Source organism: Paenibacillus sp. P4_A9 (genome assembly GCF_056402415.1).
Genome location: NZ_JBFUHL010000032.1, coordinates 39,309 through 60,725 on the forward strand (window position 1 = coordinate 39,309; position 21,417 = coordinate 60,725).

The 21,417-nt window shown below is 41.9% G+C and carries 13 protein-coding genes; 12 read left to right on the top strand and 1 reads right to left on the bottom strand.

Annotated features, from left to right (window positions below; genetic code table 11):
* Positions 1-5: 5 nt before the first annotated feature.
* The 10 genes from AC1DVJ_RS19335 to AC1DVJ_RS19380 all read left to right on the top strand — a co-directional run bounded on the left by AC1DVJ_RS19335 (position 6) and on the right by AC1DVJ_RS19380 (position 18,121).
* Positions 6-1,121 (top strand): Ger(x)C family spore germination protein, encoded by a 1,116-nt coding sequence (locus AC1DVJ_RS19335; RefSeq protein ID WP_477592864.1) that lies wholly within the window; start codon positions 6-8, stop codon positions 1,119-1,121.
* A 125-nt stretch (positions 1,122-1,246) separates the two neighbouring features.
* Entirely contained in the window at positions 1,247-3,055 is a 1,809-nt protein-coding gene (locus AC1DVJ_RS19340) for a sensor histidine kinase (RefSeq protein WP_477592865.1), read from the top strand.
* 11 nt (positions 3,056-3,066) lie between these two features.
* A complete protein-coding gene (locus AC1DVJ_RS19345) occupies positions 3,067-4,650 on the top strand; it encodes a response regulator (protein ID WP_477592866.1) in 1,584 nt (527 codons plus the stop codon).
* Positions 4,651-4,758: 108 nt separating this feature from the next.
* Complete coding sequence (locus AC1DVJ_RS19350; RefSeq protein WP_477592867.1) at positions 4,759-6,126, top strand: ABC transporter substrate-binding protein; 1,368 nt, start codon at positions 4,759-4,761, stop codon at positions 6,124-6,126.
* Between the two features lie 78 nt (positions 6,127-6,204).
* Positions 6,205-7,098, top strand: a complete 894-nt coding sequence (locus AC1DVJ_RS19355) for a carbohydrate ABC transporter permease (RefSeq protein ID WP_477592868.1) — start codon at positions 6,205-6,207, stop codon at positions 7,096-7,098.
* A gap of 13 nt (positions 7,099-7,111) precedes the next feature.
* Positions 7,112-7,987, top strand: a complete 876-nt coding sequence (locus AC1DVJ_RS19360) for a carbohydrate ABC transporter permease (protein ID WP_477592869.1) — start codon at positions 7,112-7,114, stop codon at positions 7,985-7,987.
* A gap of 14 nt (positions 7,988-8,001) precedes the next feature.
* Positions 8,002-9,783 carry a glycoside hydrolase family 36 protein gene (locus AC1DVJ_RS19365; protein ID WP_477592870.1) on the top strand — a complete coding sequence of 594 codons (1,782 nt, stop codon included), beginning with the start codon at positions 8,002-8,004 and terminating at the stop codon, positions 9,781-9,783.
* 139 nt (positions 9,784-9,922) lie between these two features.
* Positions 9,923-14,440 (top strand): discoidin domain-containing protein, encoded by a 4,518-nt coding sequence (locus AC1DVJ_RS19370; RefSeq protein WP_477592871.1) that lies wholly within the window; start codon positions 9,923-9,925, stop codon positions 14,438-14,440.
* A 212-nt stretch (positions 14,441-14,652) separates the two neighbouring features.
* Entirely contained in the window at positions 14,653-17,028 is a 2,376-nt protein-coding gene (locus AC1DVJ_RS19375) for a DUF5703 domain-containing protein (RefSeq protein ID WP_477592872.1), read from the top strand.
* Positions 17,018-18,121 carry an SGNH/GDSL hydrolase family protein gene (locus AC1DVJ_RS19380; RefSeq protein WP_477592873.1) on the top strand — a complete coding sequence of 368 codons (1,104 nt, stop codon included), beginning with the start codon at positions 17,018-17,020 and terminating at the stop codon, positions 18,119-18,121. Before AC1DVJ_RS19375 ends, AC1DVJ_RS19380 begins: the two co-directional genes overlap by 11 nt.
* Before the next feature lie 141 nt (positions 18,122-18,262).
* On the opposite strand, the gene AC1DVJ_RS19385 is transcribed toward AC1DVJ_RS19380, so the two are convergent.
* Positions 18,263-18,973 (bottom strand): FadR/GntR family transcriptional regulator, encoded by a 711-nt coding sequence (locus tag AC1DVJ_RS19385; protein WP_477592874.1) that lies wholly within the window; start codon positions 18,971-18,973, stop codon positions 18,263-18,265.
* A 120-nt stretch (positions 18,974-19,093) separates the two neighbouring features.
* Between AC1DVJ_RS19385 and AC1DVJ_RS19390 the strand changes: the two genes are divergently transcribed.
* On the top strand, positions 19,094-20,248 hold the full coding sequence (locus tag AC1DVJ_RS19390; RefSeq protein WP_477592875.1) for an ABC transporter substrate-binding protein: 1,155 nt from the start codon (positions 19,094-19,096) through the stop codon (positions 20,246-20,248).
* A complete protein-coding gene (locus tag AC1DVJ_RS19395; protein WP_477592876.1) occupies positions 20,245-21,387 on the top strand; it encodes a CaiB/BaiF CoA transferase family protein in 1,143 nt (380 codons plus the stop codon). The genes AC1DVJ_RS19390 and AC1DVJ_RS19395 overlap by 4 nt, the downstream gene beginning before the upstream one ends.
* The last annotated feature ends 30 nt before the right edge of the window (positions 21,388-21,417 follow it).

Here is a 21,417-nt window from a genome sequence, read left to right on the forward strand (position 1 = left end):
TCAGGATGAAAAAGTGCTTCTCTACAATGGCGGTTATTTGTATCCTTTTATTGATGACCGGGTGTTGGGATCAAGATCTTTTAAAGAATGCCCGTTTGCTTTATGGAGCGGGGTTCGATCTCGCACCGAATGGAAAGCTTCTATTCACCTTGGTCATACGGGAAATGCCTTCTAGCGAACAACAGAGTCCTAAAAACGATATTATTTATTCGACCGGCAATACGACATTGGAAGCCCGCGATCATGCAGATGAGAAGATATCCCGTTTTCTTCGAGCTTACAGAAATCGGATCATTCTCATAGGAGAGGAACAAGCAAAGCAAGATATTTATCCAATCCTTGATACGGTTTACCGCGACCCCAAGAGCGCTTTAAATGCGAGGATCGCAGTGGCGCAAGGGAAGGCGACAGACGTACTTTCCCTTGGTAAAGTAGGTAATGTCTTAATTGCGGAAGAAATTGATGAATTAATAAAGAGCAATGAAATGACTACAAAAGCTCCCAAGGTGACCGTAGAAAGGATCTATCCTGTGATCATGGACCCTGGAGAAGACTTTGTTCTTCCATACCTCATGAAAAAAGGGGAACGAGTGGACGCTGGGCAAATCGCGATGTTTCATAAGCATAAATTTACAGGGACATTGAGCACGCCTGAATCTACCATGTTTTTATTGTTGAAGGGCGAGAAGGGGAAAGTGGTGAGATTCACCCAAAAAATAAGTGAGGATCATCAAGAAGGTTATGAGTTTCTTACATTTAGTGTAAATAAATCGAAGCGCAAGATGAAAATACGGATTCAATCAGGCGATCAAATTACGGTCATGCTGGATTTAAAATGGAAGATAAGCATCGTTGAATATCCGGCAAATCACTTAGATGATAAAAAAACGGTTGCTCAATTAAACCAGCTCCTTTCAGAAGAGATGAATCGCTTGATAAACGAAACGATAAAAAAAATGCAAAAAGCCCGCTGTGATGGACTAGGTATCGGCAGACAACTCAGGGCGTTCCACCCCGATATTTGGAAGAAACAGAAGGAAGACTGGGAGAGCAACTATCAAAAAGTACATTTTGTTCCTAAGATTCAGGTAGAAATTATGAAGAAAGGGATTATCAACTAAATGACTACATGCGGATGCCTGTTTATCACGGTATCCGCTTTTCTTTTTACAATATTTAGTATGGCAAGCAGTGGAATAACAATTTATGATAGAAGTAATTCTGGGGTTAAGTTGGGAGAGCAGCTATGAGATGGATGTATTCTATCCTAAAATTTTTGGATTTCAGAAATCAGATTAAAAAGAAACTCATCTTCTCTTATATTGTCATTCTCATTCCGGCTATACTGCTTCCGGCTTACTTGTATTACAACAAATCTGTTGAAACGGTAGAGAATGTTCTAAAGCAAGATAAATTTGAAGCAACAAGCATCGTCAATTCCAACATTGAAAGCTATATTAATGAGATTGAAAAGATTACGCAAGCACCAAACTATTCGACTGAAATGAGGCAGACGCTGCAGAGTTTAAAATATAAAGTGGGGATTATTAGACAAGAAGCAGAGGAGAAGCTCTTTAATACGGTGGATGTACTTATCGGACTAAGGAGCGATATCGTAGGCATCTATATTTTTGATGATACGAACAATAAATATTATAAGACATCTAGAAGTGACATTACGCCGTTCTATTCCTTTGTTGATCAGCCATCATTTCAGAAAATGAAAKAGCTGAAGGGTGAACGGGTGATTATACCGACGCATAAAGCTGATTATTACGTCACGCAATCTCCGCGATACATATGGTCCATAGGTCGAAGTATCTTGAGCAAGGACAAGCAAGAAGAAATAGGGGTTATTTACGTTGATTTGGACTTGGAGGCTTTACAAAAGATCGTTTCTCCGCTCCAAAACGAGAATAATCGTTTTTTTATTTTAGACGGTGACAAAAGGTTAGTTTACGGTAATGATCAGGATCAGTTAGGCGAGCCGTTTAAAGCCGATTGGCTGCCATCCGAATTGGCGAAGGATAGGACCGATACTGTCATCCAAATAGACGGCCATCGTAAATTAGTGACTTCTTTCTATTCACAGGCAGTTGGTTGGTGGTATATTACGGAAACAGATATTGATCCACTATTAAAGCCAAGCACAGATGCGATTAAAAATGCTGTTATACTCATTTCTATATGTTCATTATGTATCCTATTGATGATATCGTTTGCTTTGTCGTCTTCGATCACTTCACCCATTAAACAATTATATAAAGCCATGAGGAACATGGGGAATGAAAACTTTAAATTGGTAGAAGGCATTAAGACGAAAGACGAAATAGGCTCGTTGGTTCATGCTTATAATGAGATGATTGGTCAGATATCCGAGCTGATTAATACGGTATATAAAGTCTCGATTAAAGAAAAAGAAGCCCAGTTAACGGCGCTACAATCGCAAATTAATCCGCATTTTTTGTACAATACACTCAATTCGATCAGCTGTATGGCAGAAATTAAAGGCGTGCACGAGATTAGTCTTATCTGTACCGCGGTTAGTGATATTTTCCGCTATAGCATTAAATCAGGTTCAGAATTAGTGCCGTTATCGGAGGAAATTGAAAATATTAAAAATTACATGACCATTCAGAGAATTAGATTCGAAAACCGCATCGAAGCGGTATTTCAAGTGGACGACGAGCTGCTCAATTATCGGGTAATCAAATTTTCTTTGCAGCCGATTGTTGAGAATGCTATTTATCATGGCTTGGAGCCCAAGGTAGGTAAAGGGATGATGATCGTAAGTGTTCAAAAAGAAACAGATCACCTGATCATCAAAGTGTTTGATAATGGTGTTGGCATCCAAGAGGAGAAAGTGCACGCGTTATCACTTGCATTGAATGGAGATTATGAAATGGCCGCGAATGAAAAAAACACAGGAATCGGTATCACGAATGTAAATGACCGGATACGTCTGCGGTTTGGATCGACTTATGGTGTTAAGCTGCAAAGCAAGCTTGGTTCAGGGACTTCCGTCCAAATAAAACTTCCTATTATAAATTCATGAGGTGATGTAACATGCCCAAAGTGTTGATTATAGATGACGAGGTATGGATGAGACGAGGAATTAGATCTATGTTGGAAGCGTCCTCCTACCTCATTGAAGAGATCCAAGAAGCAGGTGATTCGGAGGATGCTCTTAGAAAGGTTCAGAAAACGGAGTTTGACGTTATCTTTGCCGACATTAGAATGCCTGGCTTGGACGGTTTAGCATTCATTGAGAAAGCATTGGCCATATTGCCTTCAGCCAGCTTTATTGTTGTAAGCGGTTATAATGATTTCGATTACGCGAAGCGGGCCATTCATCTGAAAGTGGTGGATTATCTCTTAAAGCCGGTCGTCAAGAATGATTTGCTGGAAGCATTCGATAAGGCCATGCATTCTAAAAAACAGGAAACAGCCAAACCCACGGATGCTGATCAGGCTATGCTGGTGAAATCCATGCAAAAGAAGTTAATCATTGATCTCATTGATGGACGGAACGATGTAACTAGAAATTTATCGCGATCCTTGCAAACGGATTTGCACAAGTGTCATTTTGCCTGCGTTTCTTTTCGAGTTCAAAACTTTGAAACTACGATTAAAGATAAAGGCATTGCGGAAATCACATTGATTTACTATATCATGAGCAATTTTATGGAGGACATGTTCGGAGAAGACCTGGGCGGCATCGTTTTTCAGCATCAGGAATGTGTACACGTAGTCTTATACAATGATTATTTACTTAAAGATGCGATGGCGACTCATGTACATCAGTATGTGGAGCGAGTGTTTCAGTGGGTCAAACGCTTGAAGTTTTTCTCCGTCCAATCTGGTGTTTCCAGGTTGTATGAACATGCGGAAGGCATACCGCGCAGCTACCAGGAGGCGTTAACAGCTTTAACCTATTCAGTCTTTACACCAAATGTCTTAGTAACAGAATATGCGCTATTCATGGATTTGGAGGGACATGTCGGGTATTCTTTGGAAATCGAAAAGGAACTCTATCATCAAGTCATACTTACGAATAGAACTGGCATTACGGATACGGTTTCCCTGTTGATTGAGAGGGCTTTCTCACATGTACAAACACCTAAAGCACTTCGGCAACTCTTGGAGATGTGCTGGTTATTAGGAGAACGTTGGTTAATTGAAAATGTGGAACATTCCCCTCTGCCGATTTCTTATAGAGAATTCCAAACGAATCCTTTAAAATATGACAACCTGGATCATATGAAAAGGGCGCTAGCTGACCATTTCTATACGCTAAGTCTTGCCCTAAACAAGAAGACGAGTACGGATGGAAAGAAAGCAATCGGGGACATGATGGCGTATATCCAAAAGCATTACAATGAAGAAATTTCCTTGACCCAATTAGCTGGGCAGTTATTTATGAATGCAACTTATCTGAGTGATCTATTCAAAGAAGTTACGGGAATGAGCTTTGTATCGTACATTACCTCCATTCGTATGAAGAAAGCCTGTGACTATTTGAAGCACCGTGAGATTAAAATTAATCAGATTGCGGCACTGGTGGGTTTTGAAGATGAGCGTTATTTCAGTACGGTGTTCAAAAAAAACTATGGGATGACACCGAGAGAATTCCGAAATCAAGGATTGTAAACCAAAAAAAATCAACATTTCCACCAAAATTTCATGCCTATAATAAAAGTAGTGACCTTTATATAATGACATTGTAAGAGGAACAACTACCAGGGAGGGTCAATAAATATGATGAAAAAGAAGCAAGTATCCGTAGCTGTAGGTTCTTTATTGGCAATGTCCATGGCGCTTAGCGCATGTGGTACGAAGGATGAAGCACAATCAACTTCTTCAGTTGCACCAGCAGCCACTGCTGCAGCTGCTACAGCCGCAGCTACTGAGAAGCCCGCCGAGAAAGTAACGCTCCGAATTTCTGCCGTGTACACACCTGAACATCCATTTGGCCCAGCCGTTGCGCAGACGATTGACGAATTCATCAAGAAACATCCAGAAGTCACGGTTGAGAAAGAGTTCGCTGCAGATCCTTCTCAGAAACTGAAAGTTGATCTTGCATCAGATAACTTACCAGACATTTTCACAGTTTATGGATTAGCTGCGGATAATGACTATGTGAAAAACAAAAAAATCATAGATTTGACTAGTGTCCTAAATGCAGATACCAAATGGAAAGATGGATTTATCGCGGGGGCATTGGATAATTATAAATTGGGTACAGATGCATACTACGCAGCGCCGATTGGTGCATTTGCTACTGGCTTCTATTACAACAAAGAGTTATTTCAAAAAGCAGGTGTAACACCTCCAAAGACATGGAATGAGCTAATGGCTGTCATTAATAAACTCAATGGTGCAGGTGTTACTCCTTGGACACTTGGGGCTGAGACTTGGAGAACCGAGCATTTATTCACAGCAATCTCCTATAAATTGAATGGTACCCAATTATCCAAGGATTTGGCTGATCGCAAATTGCCTTACAACTCTCCACAAGTTGTTGATGTATTCAGTAAAATAAAAGACCTTGCAGATGCTGGTGCCTTCGGTAAAAATTACATCGGTGGAAAGTATGCGGGTGAAATCGCAGATTTTAATGCTGGGAAAGCAGCAATGAGATATTCAGGTTCTTGGACGATTGGTGAAGCGACAGGTAAAGACGCACCAGCAGGGTTTAAAGATAAAGTTGGATTCTTCCCTTTCCCTTATTTTGAAGGCAAGGAAGCTAACAAGGATACTTGGATGGGCGGTACATCTGACGCATTTGCTATCTCAAGTAAAGCAACTGGACATAAGAAGGATATGGCGATCGAATTGGTAAAAGCATTAACGAGCACCGCTACGTCCAAATTAATTCAGGAAACGGCTCATGACCTTACCGCTGTCAAAGCAGATGTTGACCCAGCGAAAGCGGGCCCACTAGTTGCTGAGGTTTCGAAGGCTATGTCTACAGGTAAATCGTTCGCTGGGGATGCGATTGGTCCTGAACCGGTTAAGGCAGTAAACGCTAAGTTTTACGACATTACTCTTGAAGTATTTACCAAACATACAACGCCGCAAGATGCTGCAAAGGCAATGGATGACGCTATTGCGAAGAATAAATAACGAATAGTCTAATAGGCGTAGAAGTGAATCGACTTTTACGCCTATTCTTTATAGAGAGAGGGAGATGAAGTCATCAGTATGGAAAGATTACAAAAACAATATGTACGGATTGCCTTATTTCTATTACCAGCCCTGTTTTTTTATATCGCATTATTAGTCTACCCGATCTGCAAGTCCTTTTACTTGTCCTTTCATAGCTGGAATGGCATCGGCGGAGTCGAGATGACCTATGTTGGATTGAAAAATTATAAGCAAGTCCTTTCGGACTCGGAGTTTTGGAAGCCCTTTCGTAATACCATGTACTTCATGGTTCTGAATATTGCTATTCAAATCCCTTTAGGCTTCTTTTTAGCTGTGTTATTAAATATGAAGATCAAAGGGATTCGCATTATGAAAGCAGCGTTTTTTATGCCCGTCATCATGTCCGCTACGTCTATCTCATTGCTCTGGCAATTTATTTTGTACCCTCAATCCGGATTAGTGGATTCGGTCCTTATGAAGTTGGGAATGGGCGATCTCATACATGCTTGGCTGGTCGATCCGATAACGGTATTAAATATAATCGTTCTCGTTAGCTGTTGGCAGGGTGTAGGAATTGTCATGATTATATTTCTATCAGGACTTGTATCTATTCCAGAGTCGATTATTGAGGCTTCAAAAATCGATGGGACGAATGTTTTTCAAAGATTATGGCATGTTGTGATTCCTTTAATTTGGGAAGTTCTGAAAATAAATGTTGTTTTATTGCTCATTGGATCCCTGAAGTCATTTGATATTATTTATGTGCTAACAAATGGCAAGCCAGGTATAGATCACGCTGGCGATGTATTGACCACCAATATGTTTACCGAAGCCTTTACCAATGGTCGTTTTGGACCAGCGAGTACGATATCCACGATTATCTTCTTATTAGGATTCATTGTTACAATGATTTCAAATCGTGTCATGAAGCGTGATACCTTAGAATATTAGGAGCTGGAACTTAATGGAGACTATACATGTTAGTAACATAGATGTTGGAAAGAAAAAAATAAGTATCAGACATGTAGATGCTGGAAAGATCCTTCTTTATGGCTTCTTGCTGATTGCTTCTCTCATTTTTATTTATCCCTTAATTTATACACTGATTACTTCTTTGAAAATGAACAATGAAATATTTACTAATTACTTTGGCTTGCCTCATGTATTTCAATGGGAGAATTATAAGAATGCCTGGGTAAAAGGTAAGATCGGGACGTACTTTTTTAACAGCTTATTCTTGTGTGGGACTTATGTTGCTTTTGGACTGTTATTCTCTACGATGGCGGCATTTGTATTAGGCAGACTGAAAGGCCGGTGGCTTGCGTTCATCTTCTTTTTCTTTGTTGCGGGAATGATGATCCCGATCCACGCTGTATTGATTCCGCTTGCGCAAATATACGTCTCGTTACAAATGAACAGCTATTTGTTCCTGATCTCCATTTACATCGCCGGCGGCGTTCCGTATATGATTTTTGTTATCACCGGATTCATGAAATCGCTGCCAGCTGAATTAGAAGAGGCTGCAATAATGGATGGAGCAGGTTTAGGCACGATTTACTACAGAGTCATACTCCCGCTGGCAAAACCTGCGATTTCTACGATGGCGATCTTAGGCTTCTTGTCTTCCTGGAATGATTTGATTCTTGCCATGCTTTTTATCAAAAAAGAAGCCATGCGTACGTTATCTTTAGGATTAATGAACTTTTCAGGTTTTTTTACAACAGATTACGCCGGTCTCTGTGCTGCGATCATTATCGTTAATATTCCAACGATCATCATTTATGTTTTATTGCAGGAGTATGTAGAAAAAGGACTGACGTCCGGTGCGGTTAAAGGGTAAGGAGGGGTGAAATGATGAAATTAAATAAATCAAGTTTAATGACTATGCATTCAGAAATTAGATTGGTTGATAAAGATCATCAATCTGATCATGCGCTATCACTCTCTACCTTATGGCAAGGGGATTTATGCACGAGTACGATTGATAACAATGGTGATAGCAATGTAAGACTAAGAGAAGCCGTACTGTTCTCGGGTTTACATGGACTTGATGCCGATACAATCATGTACGGTGAGGGATACAGTAAATTATCACAATATGGCGGTACCATCGGCGATCCAAAGTTTTTTGGCAGCTTTAATGATCACACGCATTATAAAATGCCAACGGTTAAAGGATATTCGACATCCTATAATATGATGATGTTAACACCTGCGTTATCCGAAACTATATTGTTAGCCTTTGTTTCCTCTCGGAGATTTAGAGGGGAATTTCGTTTAAATAAGGATCAAATTGAGATTGTTCTCGATTTGGAAGGGTTAACCCTACATCCAGGTCAGCGATTAGAACTGGAACAATTTCAAGTATTTCAAGGTATGGATCGGGAGAGATTACTTTCCGAGCTGGCGGTGGAACTTGAGCGACGACATCCCAAGTTAAACTATGCGGGGCCGCCTACAGGTTGGTGCTCGTGGGCATGTTATGGACCAGGAATCACGGAGGAAGATGTCGAGGCTAATTTGGAAGCGATTTCCGAACGGGATTTACCGTTGGAATTTATACAAATTGATGACGGTTATCAAGCCTATATGGGTGACTGGTTCACCAAGCATCCGTCATTTGGGAATGATGTCAAACATATTTGCGACAAAATAACGAATAAAGGCTTTAAGCCAGCAATTTGGGTTGCTCCTTTTATTGCTGAGAAAGAGTCAGCTTTGTTTATGGAACATCCGAATTGGTTTGTTATGGATGAAGAGGGCAACCCTTTGCCTTCCGATCGAGATTCCTTCGGAGGCTGGAGAAGCGGGCCCTGGTATATGCTCGATGGATCCCATCCGGAAGCTCGCGAGTTCCTACTGAATATGTTCAGTACCATGAGAAAAGAATGGGGAGTCACGTATTTCAAGCTGGACGCGAACATGTGGGGAGCCCTGCCATTCGGTAAGCGTTATGACCCTGTCTATACAAGTATTCAAGCCTATCGGGAAGCCATGGAAGCGATTCTCGARGGAGCGGGTTCGGATAGCTTTGTACTTGGTTGCAATGCGCCGATGTGGCCTTCGCTTGGATTGGTACATGGGATGCGAATTGCTAATGATATTTTTCGTTCGTGGAACAATTTTCACGATGTTGCGAAGGAGAACTTTTGGCGGAATTGGCAGCATAATAAGCTATGGATCAACGATCCAGATGCCGTATTGCTACAAAACCTAGAGCTCGACCAAATAGGACCTGACGGAAACATGGTGAAAATCAAATCAGAACTGACGCCACGTGAGTTCATTTTTCATGCCACATTTATTTGCGCAACTGGTGGAATGGTGCTCTCAGGAGACAGAATCGTTGATTTGTCAGAGGAGTCAACGGTTTTACTGAAAAAATTATTGCCGTCAACGAATGTAGCTGCGAAATTTGATGACCTGAGTTTTCAGGTTGGCAGAGTGAAGATGCCGGATAAAGAGTTGCTATTCCTTTTTAATTGGGAAGATGAGCCTAGAAGCTTTGAAGTTCAGTTAACGAAAAATAATTGCTCGATTGAAGATATCTGGAGCGGCGAGTCTCTTGGTGACCACAGTAAGAAAATGAATGTTGAACTTGGAACGCATGAAGCGAGATTATTGATATGTACTTAGGCGTTTTATCTGCGTAATTTGAATGTGAAAGTGCTGACATTTCCTCTATTTGTTCTCGTTAATCTAAAGGGGGGTGAGGTGAAAATGTTATGAGTTATTCAATGAATACATTCAAATACAAATCTTAGGAGGAAGATCGATGAAACGATGTATAGCTTATGTATCTGTTTTGTGTATGCTGTTCTCCATGATCAACTTGATGAGCTTTTCTAGAAACGCATCCGCTGCCGTTCAAGCGACCTATTATGTATCGCCAACGGGTAGTGACAGTAATCCAGGCACAGAATCCCAACCTTATCAAACCATTGCGCATGCCCAGTCTGTTGTACGAACGATTAACAGTGCAATGACTGGCGATATCGTGGTGAATCTCATGGGAGGAACCCACAGGCTGGCTTCGACTCTTACTTTCACATCGTTGGATTCAGGAACGAACGGGTACAATGTCATTTATAAAAATTATAATGCTACTGCTCCAATCATCAGTGGAGGAACAGAAATTACAGGCTGGACCTTGTATGATGCGTCAAAAGGAATTTATAGAGCTAATTTCGGTACATCTAAGCAAACTAGACAGTTTTATGTAGATGGTGTTAGAGCCATCCGTGCAAGAACGGCCAATGGTGCAGGATTTGGGATGACTTCTGCTGGAGTTACCATTCCTGCTGCGTACAGTGATTTGGCAACCTTGGGTAATGTAAGCGATATTGAAATTGTAAACAAACAAAGTTGGATGGGTAAAAGGTTTGGTTTCAGCTCTATTACAGGCAGTACTGCAACTATGAAGGAACCGGGCTGGACAGACGCAACGATAAACGGTAATAGCCGTGGAAGTATCAGTTGGGTTGAAAATGCTTATAAATTCTTGGATGCAGAAGGAGAATGGTTCCATAACCGCACCGATGGATACATGTACTATAAGCCGYGTGCCGGAGAGAATATGTCCACTTCGACTTTTGTTGCTGCCGATCTTGAAACATTAATCAATGGTGCTGGTACATTAAATTCGCCTGTCACTAACATTCAGTTTGATGGCATTACCTTCGCCTACAATACATGGCTTGAGCCAAGTGGGAATAACAGCTATGCTGATTTTCAAGGTGGGGTCGTGTATCGTAATCTAAATGCACCTTATACTTCGCATCAGTGGAGTACAAATCAATATAAGACGCCGGCAGGTGTAACCTTTAAAGCGGCCAAAAATATCGTAATCAAAAACAATACTTTTACCCATATGGGTAACGCAGCTTTGAGTTTTGAATACGGCAGTCAAGACAATCAGATTGACAATAATCTATTTACGGATATTTCGGGAAATGGGATTAACATTGGCGGTGTAGATGTTGTAGACCACCATCCAACGGATGCGAGAATGATAGTTAAGAATAACGTGGTATCTAATAACACCATTACTAAAATTGGCGCTGAGTTTATGGGGAATATCGGTATTTTTGTGGGGTATACGGATGGAACCGTCATCACACATAATAAACTATATGATTTGCCATACTCGGGTATCTCGGTTGGTTGGGGCTGGGGCTTTATTGATACGTTGGGGACGTCGGTTGCCAAAAATAACATAATCGACCACAACCTCATCTGTAATTTTAATCATACGTTAAATGATGGTGGAGGGATCTACACCCTAGGAAGTCAACCAGGCAGCCTTGTGTATAACAATTATATCTATGATGACAAAAACCAATACGCTTTTCTCTATCGTGACAATGGCACATCTGGTTTTTTTGATACGAACAATGTCTTAAGCAAGCAAAACTCGGGCACAAATAACTGGTATTATACGAATGTTGGCAGTGGGGGCTACTGGAATGCCAATAACAATAAGGCATATTACAACTACTTTAGTTCAGGAATGGCAAGTTATATGACAGGTTCCTTGAATAATGTTGTATTGAATAATACGGCAGTAGTCAATGATGCTTGGGATGCAACAGCACAAGCGATTATTGCTAACGCAGGTGTGGGGCTTGGAGATGGACCTATCCCGAATTTCCAAATTCCTGGAAGCGTTACGCCAGTCTTGCTTTCTCAAGGTAAATCAGCTACTGCTTCATCTAACACAGTGGATGCATCCAAGGCTGTTGATGGCAGTACGTCGACACGTTGGACTCAAGCCAGTGGAGCGGTGCAGCCGTCATGGTTGAAGGTAGACTTAGGCGCTAATTATTCCATTACAAGTGTGAATTCGGATTTTTATACACCTTCTACTAACGGCGTAAAGTACAAAATTGAGTATTCAACCGATGATACCAATTACACCATGTATGCCAATAAAATAGATAACTTCAAGCAAGCAAGCACAGATTCAAGAGTCGCAGTTACAGCCAGATATATGAAAATCACGTTTGCGGATACGCAAGGTCAAGATGCAAGTATCAATGAATTCAGCGTATATGGAAATCCGACGATAATTCCAGTTGAGACGCCAATCTCACAAGGGAAAACGGCCACTGCCTCATCGATTTATTCAAGTGCATACAATGCTTCCAAAGCTGTGGATGGCGATACGACGACAAGATGGGCACAAGTYAGCGGAGGAGCAGATCCACAGTGGCTAAAGGTTGATTTGGGAGCTAATTATTCGATAACCAGTACGGATACGAATTTTTACATGCCTGCAGGACTTGGAATGAAATATAAAATCGAATATTCAACAGATGATATTAGTTACGCGATGTATGCGGACAAAACAGCTAGTTTTAACAATTCAGGAACAGATACGAACGCAGGCCCTATTACAGCGAGATATATGAGGATCACATTAACGGGTACGCAAGCACAAGGAAGCAGCCTTTATGAGTTCAAAGTTTATGGCAGTTTAATTCCAATAATGCCGATTTCACAAGGGAAGACGGCAACAGCTTCATCCATCTATTCAAGTGCTTATGATGCTTCCAAAGCTGTGGATGGTAATGCAACAACACGATGGGCACAAGTCAGCGGTGGACCAGATCCGTCATGGTTAAAGGTAGATTTGGGAGCAAACTATTCGATTTCAAGTGTGAGTACGACTTTCTATCAATTTCTTGGATTAGGAGAAAAGTACAAAATCGAGTATTCAACCGACGATAGTACGTACGCCATGTATGCTGACCATACGGGAAGCTTCACGACACAGGCATCAAACACGGACACCAATGCGGGATCAATAACCGCTAGATATGTGAAAATTACACTTACAGCTACACAAGCGCAGGGAGGCAGCATCTACGAGTTTGCAGTGTATGGTGACCCTGTAGCTCCGCTTTCCCAAGGGAAAACGGCAACAGCTTCCTCCATCTATTCGAGTGCTTACGATGCTTCCAAAGCTGTAGATGGCAATGCAACGACACGATGGGCACAAGCTAGCGGAGCCGCAGATCCATCCTGGTTGAAGGTGGATTTGGGAGCGAACTATTCGATTTCTAGTGTAAGCACGACATTCTATCAATATTTGGGCTTAGGAGAAAAGTACAAAATCGAGTATTCGACCGATGATAGTACGTACGCCATGTATGTGGACCATACAGGAAGCTTTACGACACAGGCATCAATGACGGATACCAATCCAGGGGCAATTACAGCTCGATATATGAAAATTACACTGACAGCTACACAAGCACAAGGTGGAAGTATTTATGAATTTAAAGTTTTTGGAAGCAACATTCAGGCTGTAAACCAAGTACCGATAACAAATAATGCGGAATTTAATGTACTTAAAAATTCGCCTATTACAGCTGGATTAACTGCAAGTGATGCTGATGGAGACGTATTGACATACAGTATCGTTTCGAACGGATCGAAAGGTACAGTGGCGATTGTAGATTCATCGAAAGGAACGTTTACTTATACACCGAATGATGGATTAGCCGGGACGGATAAGTTCACGTACCGTGTAAGCGATGGGAAAGCGCAGTCGAGTGAAGCATCGGTATCCATCAACATTGGGGCTGCGCCAGAAACAACAGACAATGCGAAGATGGAATGGCAACGTACAGCGCAAATCGTGACATTGTCCGCAAGCGATGAGGGCAGCGGGGTGCAGCATACATACTACAGTCTGGATAACAGCCCATTCCTAGCAGGGGAAACTGTTGTTGTAGCCGAAGATGGTGTACATCAAATCAATTACTACAGTGTTGACAATTTCGGGAATAAAGAATCTGTACAATCGACGATAGTTAGAATCGATTCCGTAGGTCCAGAGATCGCAGAGATCGTTCCTACAGTCTCCACGAATGTATACTGGACAGATGGCGGAAGTTTGATGTTTGATATCTCCGATTCATTAAGCGGAGTGAGTAATGAATCCCTCGAGCTGGACGGTGTCCAGGTAAGTTTACCGTACACATTCAGCCCACTCTCACTTAGCGTTGGAGATCATGTGGTGAAGGTTAAGGCATCTGATGCTGCAGGGAACGAAACAGAGGAAACGTACTTGCTGAAAGTACAGATGGATATCGACCATTTGGACGAAGCGGTTCATTATGCGTACTCACAAGGATGGATCACCAACAAAGGTATATATAACAGCTTGCTGGCTATGATTGAGAACCCAAAAGCCTTGGAAAATCATATTCGTGCACAATCCGGTAAATCGATTGATACAACTTTTGCAACATTTTTGCTAAAAGCAATCGATTTTATAAATCAATAACAGCACTTTAAACGTAGAACCCGACTTTGTCTGCAAGGACGAAGTCGGGTTTGCTTTATTTTGCACAATAAAGATTCCATTCTAATTTCAAGAAACCAAAAAAAATCTACATTTTCACCAAATTTACTTGTATATGATGAGCGGAGCGTAATTTATATAATGTCAGTATTAATCCTTATATAGCCTGTTATCGAAAGGAAGTTTTAATCGTGATGTTAAATCGACTTGATTCTTATAATGTGAAATGGAACACACCAGGTCGGACAGATCGTAGCTCGATGCCGCTAGGCAATGGCGAAGTTGCGATAAACGTATGGGTTGAGCAAGACGGTGACTTACAATTTTATATAGCAAGAACCGATGCTTTAACTGAACTTGATCGGAATGTCAAACTTGGAAAAATCCGAGTGCGGTTATCGCCCAATCCTTTTCTTAAAGGAAATTCGTTTCACCAAGAGCTCCATTTGCGTGATGGAAACATGGAGATTCATGCGGGTGAGGGCGAAAAAAAAATTTGTTTACGAATTTTTGTTGATGCGGAGAGCCCTACTATTTATGTTACAGGAGAGTTCGCTTCAGCGATTAAAGTTAGCTTATCTTATGAAACTTGGCGCACCGAGGCTCGACCATCTGGAAGTGATAGTCCGCTCAGTGAAAGATCTACATATAACATTTCTGAGTCAGCGGATATCGTTACGAATGAGAGAGAGAAGGTACTCTTCTATCACCGCAATGGTGAAACTTGCATACCCGCACATGCAGCGTTGCAGGGGCTTATGGAGCATCTGGATTGTATTCCAGATACACTTACAAATCGTACGTTTGGCGGAATAATCCGTATGCCGGGTGCTGTTACAACGGATCTAGGCCAGCTTGAAACGGTAAATGAAGTAACCAATTTTGAATTAATGATCACTACACACAGTGCGCAAGTACTTCATCCGGAGGATTGGATCAGGGCGCTTGAAGACATTCATTCAGAGATACCAGAAGCATTAGCTGCATTATCTCGTACGGCAAAATGGTGGAATGACTATTGGCAGCAAAGCTGGATTTTCGTCGAGGGAGATGTGCCTGCTTCAGCCCAGGTCGATCCAAAGATTCAAGATATGAATAAAGAACCGTTTCAAGATGTGACGACCGCTCCTTCTGCCGTTACAAGCGCTTATGTGCTAACGAAATGGATGTCAGCTTGTTCGAGCAGGGGCGAATTTCCCATTATGTTTAATGGGTCGTTATTCACTGTTATGCCGGGGGGAGATCAACATTATTCCATAGACAAGTTTGATAACTTCCCTGAGGTTTTCACTACGATGCCTACTGAAGAACCGAATTTAGAATTCAATCCAGATGAACGGGCATGGACGCATATGAATTTATGGCAGAATGTGCGTTTGTCGTATCACTCTATGCTTGCTCGCGGTGAAACCGAAATGATGCAGGTATTGTTTCGTTACTACCGTCGTTTCTGGGATTTGAATCGCGTACGGGCTCACCTGTATAGCCAGGCCGAAGGGCAATTCAATACGGAAATCAACACGAGCTTTGGGTTAATGCCAGGATGGGTATTCGGACTGGATCGCGAGGACTTGCCTGTTGGCGTTTCAGCTAACCGGCACGGTGGGGCTGTAGATATTTCTCCGGGTCTTGAGTTGATCAAGATGATGCTCGATTATTATGAGTTTACTTCGGATGAAGTGTTCTTACGAGATGAGCTTTTACCTTATGCCAAAGATCTATGTCGATATATCGAAACGAGGTTTACCGAACGGAAAGATGGCACCATGGTCATATCACCCATCCATGCCGTTGAGACGTATTGGGATACAACGAATAGCATGCCAGTAGTAGCGGGTATGCACGCGGTACTTGATGGTATTCTTGCTTTACCTGAAGAGAAAGTATCTGACTACAAGTACTTTGATGCCATTCGCAAAATGACGCCGGAACTTCCTGCTCAAACCGTCCAAGGGAAGAAGCTCTTAGCTCCAGCTAGCGAATTTGAAACCAAGAGACAAAATGTCGAGTTGCCAGAAATGTATGCGGTGCACCCCTTTGAACTGTATGGACTTAATAAACCGGACATAAGTGTTGCCATCGATTCTTTACACTATGTACTTGAGATATCTGAAGCTTATCGCCCTTATATTATGGGGAGAGGCCCGATGAATGGCACTTATTATGCTAGTTATTCAGGATGGCAACAAATTGGCATGAACGCGGCACTTCTCGGGTTAACGGAAGAAGCTCAAACTGTTTTGGAGAATAATTGCCAACTCACCAATCCAGGCTTTCGTTTTCCAGCCATGTGGGGACCGATCTATGACTGCGTTCCTGATACCGATCATGGAGCAAATATTCTAAGTACGCTGCAGCTTATGGCTTATCAAATCAAGAATGATAAGATATGGATTCTGCCTGCATGGCCAAAGAACTGGGACGTTTCCTTCAAATTCCATGCCCCAGGTCAAACCATTGTCGAATGTGAATATCGAGATGGCATGATTGTGAAGTTAGATGTTTTCCCTGAAGAAAGAAGGGAGGACCTGATCATTTGTATTGATTCGGGAAATAGCGATGCGAAATAACAGTGGCAGATCTTTCCATGCCCTTCAGCATGGTCCGCAAGCGAGAGTTGCCTTTTTAGGCGGATCTATAACCGAGATGGATGGATGGCGGACAATCATATCGGACTATTTGCAAAACCGATTTCCGCATACCTTAATTGATTTTATAAACGCGGGAATCAGCTCAACCGATACAACTCTTGGATCGCACAGGATGCGGCAGGATGTTTTCTTTAAGGGGAAGGTGGATCTCTTGTTTGTAGAGTTTGCCGTCAATGAAAGGGTAAACGGCAGRCAGGAGGAAGAAACGATAAGAGGACTGGAAGGCATAATTCGTCAGGCGTTGCGTCATAATGAGAATGTCGAAATCATTCTACTTTATTCTGTTGATGATTGGAAGATGGAAGATATTCGCTCGGGAATTACTCCTTCAGAAATAGTAACCATGGAAGAGGTTGCTGATTATTATCAGCTGACTTCTATAGATTTATCAAAAGAGATAACTGGTCGCATAGATGCAGGGGAATTTGATTGGAAGACCTTCGGAGGCCTGCATYCTGCACCTTTTGGTCATGCCATTTATGCAGAAACGATTCAATCGGTCCTGGAAACTTGCTGGATGCGCCAATCCAATCAAGATTTGAATTTGGGCAGTGAATGCCCAGCTTCTCTGGCAAGCGAACTTGATCCATTCTGCTATCAATACGGGCATTATGCAAGTGTCGATCAAGCTTCGAATCTGTACGGTTTTCAGCGGAATCCAAACTGGAGACCAGCTTTTGGGGAAACGCGTCCGCAATTTGTAGATGTTCCTTTATTGGAAGGGAATCATCCTGGTGATTCAGTTTCATTTACATTTAGGGGAAGTTCCATCGGAATCCTAGTTCCAGCTGGCTTTGATGCAGGTATTATTCAGTATGCTGTCGATAACAAGAAAGAACGGGAACTGGATCTTTTTACTGATTGGAGTCAAGAACTACACATCCCATGGGCTTTTACACTGGAATCGGAATTAGTTCATGGCGAACATACGATAAATATTCAAATATCTGAAAAGAAGAATAGCCATAGTGCTGGGCATGCTGTTCGCATTATTAGCTTTTTGGTTAATTGAAGAGAGGACCTGATCATTTGTATGGATTAAGAATTCTGATCCAAAATCAGTAGTCAAGTTAGCGTGGCTTATATAAAACAAAAAGTGGTTGATCAGAATGTTTTCTGCTCAACCACTTTTTTACTAGCGCCGTTTTGAGTTCTATGCTTTGCCGATAATATTATCGTAGAACTTTTTCGATTTTTCGAAAAACGCATGAACCGAATCTTTGACGAGTTTCTTATCCTTGGACTGAATTGCATGCATTAAAGCTAAACGTATTTCCATGCTGCTTTCGATCGCACCAGGTACTTTCAATAACTTCAAACTTGTTTCTCTACGTAGATGAACAACAGTTTGCATCAATTTGGCATAAATGCGATTACCACAGATTTCACCCATGTAGATATCAAACTGATCTAATAGATCTAGAAACTCTGCTGGATTCTGTTGATTTTTGGCTTGGACAAGTGCATCAAGAATCTGGACAAGATGGTCCTGCTCAGCTTGTGTTGCTTTACTCGCAGCTGTGAGATAGACCTCGGATTCGATCAATTTCCGAGCAGCATACACCTCATCTAAGTTATTAATTTCACTGTAAAACATCCATGTAATCGTTTCAGGCGTTAACGGGGCTTGTTGTTCGTTAACGAAGCTGCCTTCTCCTGCTTTTATGGTAAGCAAACCGACAAGAGACAAAGCACGAAGCGCTTCACGAACGCGGCCACGAGTTACTTGGAATTGTTCAGCAAGATCTCTTTCATTAGGGAGCTGATCGCCAGGCTTAAGTTGGCCTGAAGTAATGATGCTGGCAATTTGCTCCATTATTTGCTCAGTAACTGTCACTTTCTTAACAGCTTTTATATCTAACATTTCGGTAGGACCTCCAAATGTTGAAAATCATTCTTACTAACTTAACTATACTGAAATTGATTGAGGAAAACAAGGAGTTGTGGTATTCTGGTACTACCAGAAAATGAAGGGGCTAAAACGATGACAAAAAAACTTCGCGGTATTACATGGAATCATTCAAGGGGTTATGTTTCAGTAGTAGCTGCTTCGCAACGATATATGGAGTTGCATGGAGACGTGGAAATTACTTGGGAGAAACGTTCGCTGCAGCATTTTGCTGATTATCCGATTCAAATGTTAGCAGAGAAATATGATTTATTGATTATTGACCATCCATGGGCTGGGTTTGCCGCGGATAAAAATATTTTGGTTCCCTTGGATCAGAAGCTTCCTCGCGAGTTTATGGCTGACCAAGCAGCAAATTCAGTAGGTAAATCGCACCTTAGCTATAATTTTGATGGTTATCAAAGTGCATTAGCTGTTGATGCAGCAACGCCTGTGTCCTCATATCGCCCTGATTTATTTGCAAAAGACGGGCTTCATTTGCCAGAAACGTGGGAAGATCTAATTGCGTTAGCTAAACAAAAAAAGGTTGCTTTTGCTGGAATTCCGATTGATACACTAATGAACTTTTATATGCTTTGCTACACGCAAGGCGAAGAACCATTCACCAATAATGAAAGCGTTGTTAGTACAGAAATGGGACTTAGGGTGCTGGATCAACTTAAAGAACTAACGAATTACTGCACAGCGGAAATGTTGGATTGGAATCCAATTAAGGTCATGGAAGCGTTAACTACGCGTGAAGATATTTATTACTGTCCTTTTGCTTACGGATATTCCAATTATGCCAGACGAGGATACTCTAAATACAGAGTGCGTTCTACGGACATGGTGTCTATCGGCGATTATGGGAAATTGAGATCTACCTTAGGCGGAACAGGGTTAGCGATTTCGGTCAACTGCACACACATGGATGAAGCATTGAACTTCGCTATGTTTACAGCAAGTGCGGATATCCAAAAAACCATTTATTTCGAGAGCGGCGGTCAACCTGGTCACAGAGCCGCATGGCTCGATGAAGAGGTCAATCGTCAAACTGAAAATTATTACAAAGATACCTTGCCAGCATTGGATCGCGCTTATTTGCGTCCTAGGTACAGCGGATATTTTCACTTTCAAGATCATGCAGGTGRTGTTGTCCGAGATTATATTCGAGATGGCGGTAATCCAAATGAAGTATTGGCAAAGTTGGACATTTTGTATCGTGAATCGCTCAAGGAGGATAATCCATGAAGCCGCTAGAAGGACTTTTAGTGCTTGATTTCAGTCAATATCTTTCCGGGCCATCTGCTGCATTGCGACTTGCGGATCTTGGCGCGCGAGTAGTTAAAATAGAAAGGCCTATAACCGGTGACTCTTGCCGCCAATTGTCCTTAAATAACTTATTATCGGATGGCGATAGCGTGTTATTCCATACGATTAACCGAAATAAGGAAAGCTATCAAGCGAATTTAAAAGACCCAGACGATCTTATCAAAGTAAAAAAGTTGATTGAACAGGCAGACGTGATGATAGAAAACTTTCGCCCGGGAACGATGGATAAAATTGGTTTAGATTATGAAAGCGTTAAACAAATCAATTCCAAAATCGTCTATGGCAGTATTAGCGGATATGGAAAAGAAGGACCATGGAAAGGAAAGCCAGGTCAAGATTTGTTAATCCAATCGTTATCCGGCCTAACTTATCTTAATGGTAACGCAGATCAACCTCCCATGCCTTTTGCACTGGCTGCTGTAGATTTATTTACCGGTGCACATTTAGTTCAAGGCATCCTTGCGTGTCTTGTACGTCGTGGCCGCACAGGTATTGGCGGGCTGGTAGAAGTTAGTTTGCTTGAATCGATCTTGGATTTTCAGTTTGAAGTATTGACGACGCATCTGAATGATGGCGGACAATTGCCTGTCCGAAGCTCTGTGAATAACGCGCATGCCTATTTAGGGGCTCCGTACGGCATATATGAAACAGAGGATGGTTATCTAGCCCTTGCCATGGGTTCGATTATCCGAGTTGGGGAACTTCTGGAATGTGATGCTTTAACTGCTTATAACGATCCGAAAAGCTGGTTCACGCGCCGAGATGAAATCAAGCAAATCTTAGTAACGCACCTCAAGACGCGAACAACTGGGGCATGGTTGGATCGATTGGAACCCGCTGATTATTGGTGCGCCGATGTTTATACCTGGGATCGATTRCTTGAGCATGATGGATTTAAAACGTTGAATATGATTCAGGAAGTCACGAGACCTGGAACCCCTAGTCTGCAAATGACACGTTGTCCGATTCGGATTAACGGAACCCTACTTGAATCCGACAAATGGGCCCCGCGTATCGGCGAAGATAATGAAAGATTGGATAAAGAATTTCTGCTTTAAGCAGAGAGACTTTGCGCACACGCAAAGATC

Bases quoted from the DNA above. Each gene is read 5' to 3' on its own strand.
- AC1DVJ_RS19335 (WP_477592864.1), top strand. From the start codon at position 6: ATGAAAAAGTGCTTCTCTACAATGGCGGTTATTTGTATCCTTTTATTG.
- AC1DVJ_RS19345 (WP_477592866.1), top strand. From the start codon at position 3,067: ATGCCCAAAGTGTTGATTATAGATGACGAGGTATGGATGAGACGAGGA.
- AC1DVJ_RS19350 (WP_477592867.1), top strand. From the start codon at position 4,759: ATGATGAAAAAGAAGCAAGTATCCGTAGCTGTAGGTTCTTTATTGGCA.
- AC1DVJ_RS19355 (WP_477592868.1), top strand. From the start codon at position 6,205: ATGGAAAGATTACAAAAACAATATGTACGGATTGCCTTATTTCTATTA.
- AC1DVJ_RS19360 (WP_477592869.1), top strand. From the start codon at position 7,112: ATGGAGACTATACATGTTAGTAACATAGATGTTGGAAAGAAAAAAATA.
- AC1DVJ_RS19375 (WP_477592872.1), top strand. From the start codon at position 14,653: ATGTTAAATCGACTTGATTCTTATAATGTGAAATGGAACACACCAGGT.
- AC1DVJ_RS19385 (WP_477592874.1), bottom strand. From the start codon at position 18,973: ATGTTAGATATAAAAGCTGTTAAGAAAGTGACAGTTACTGAGCAAATA.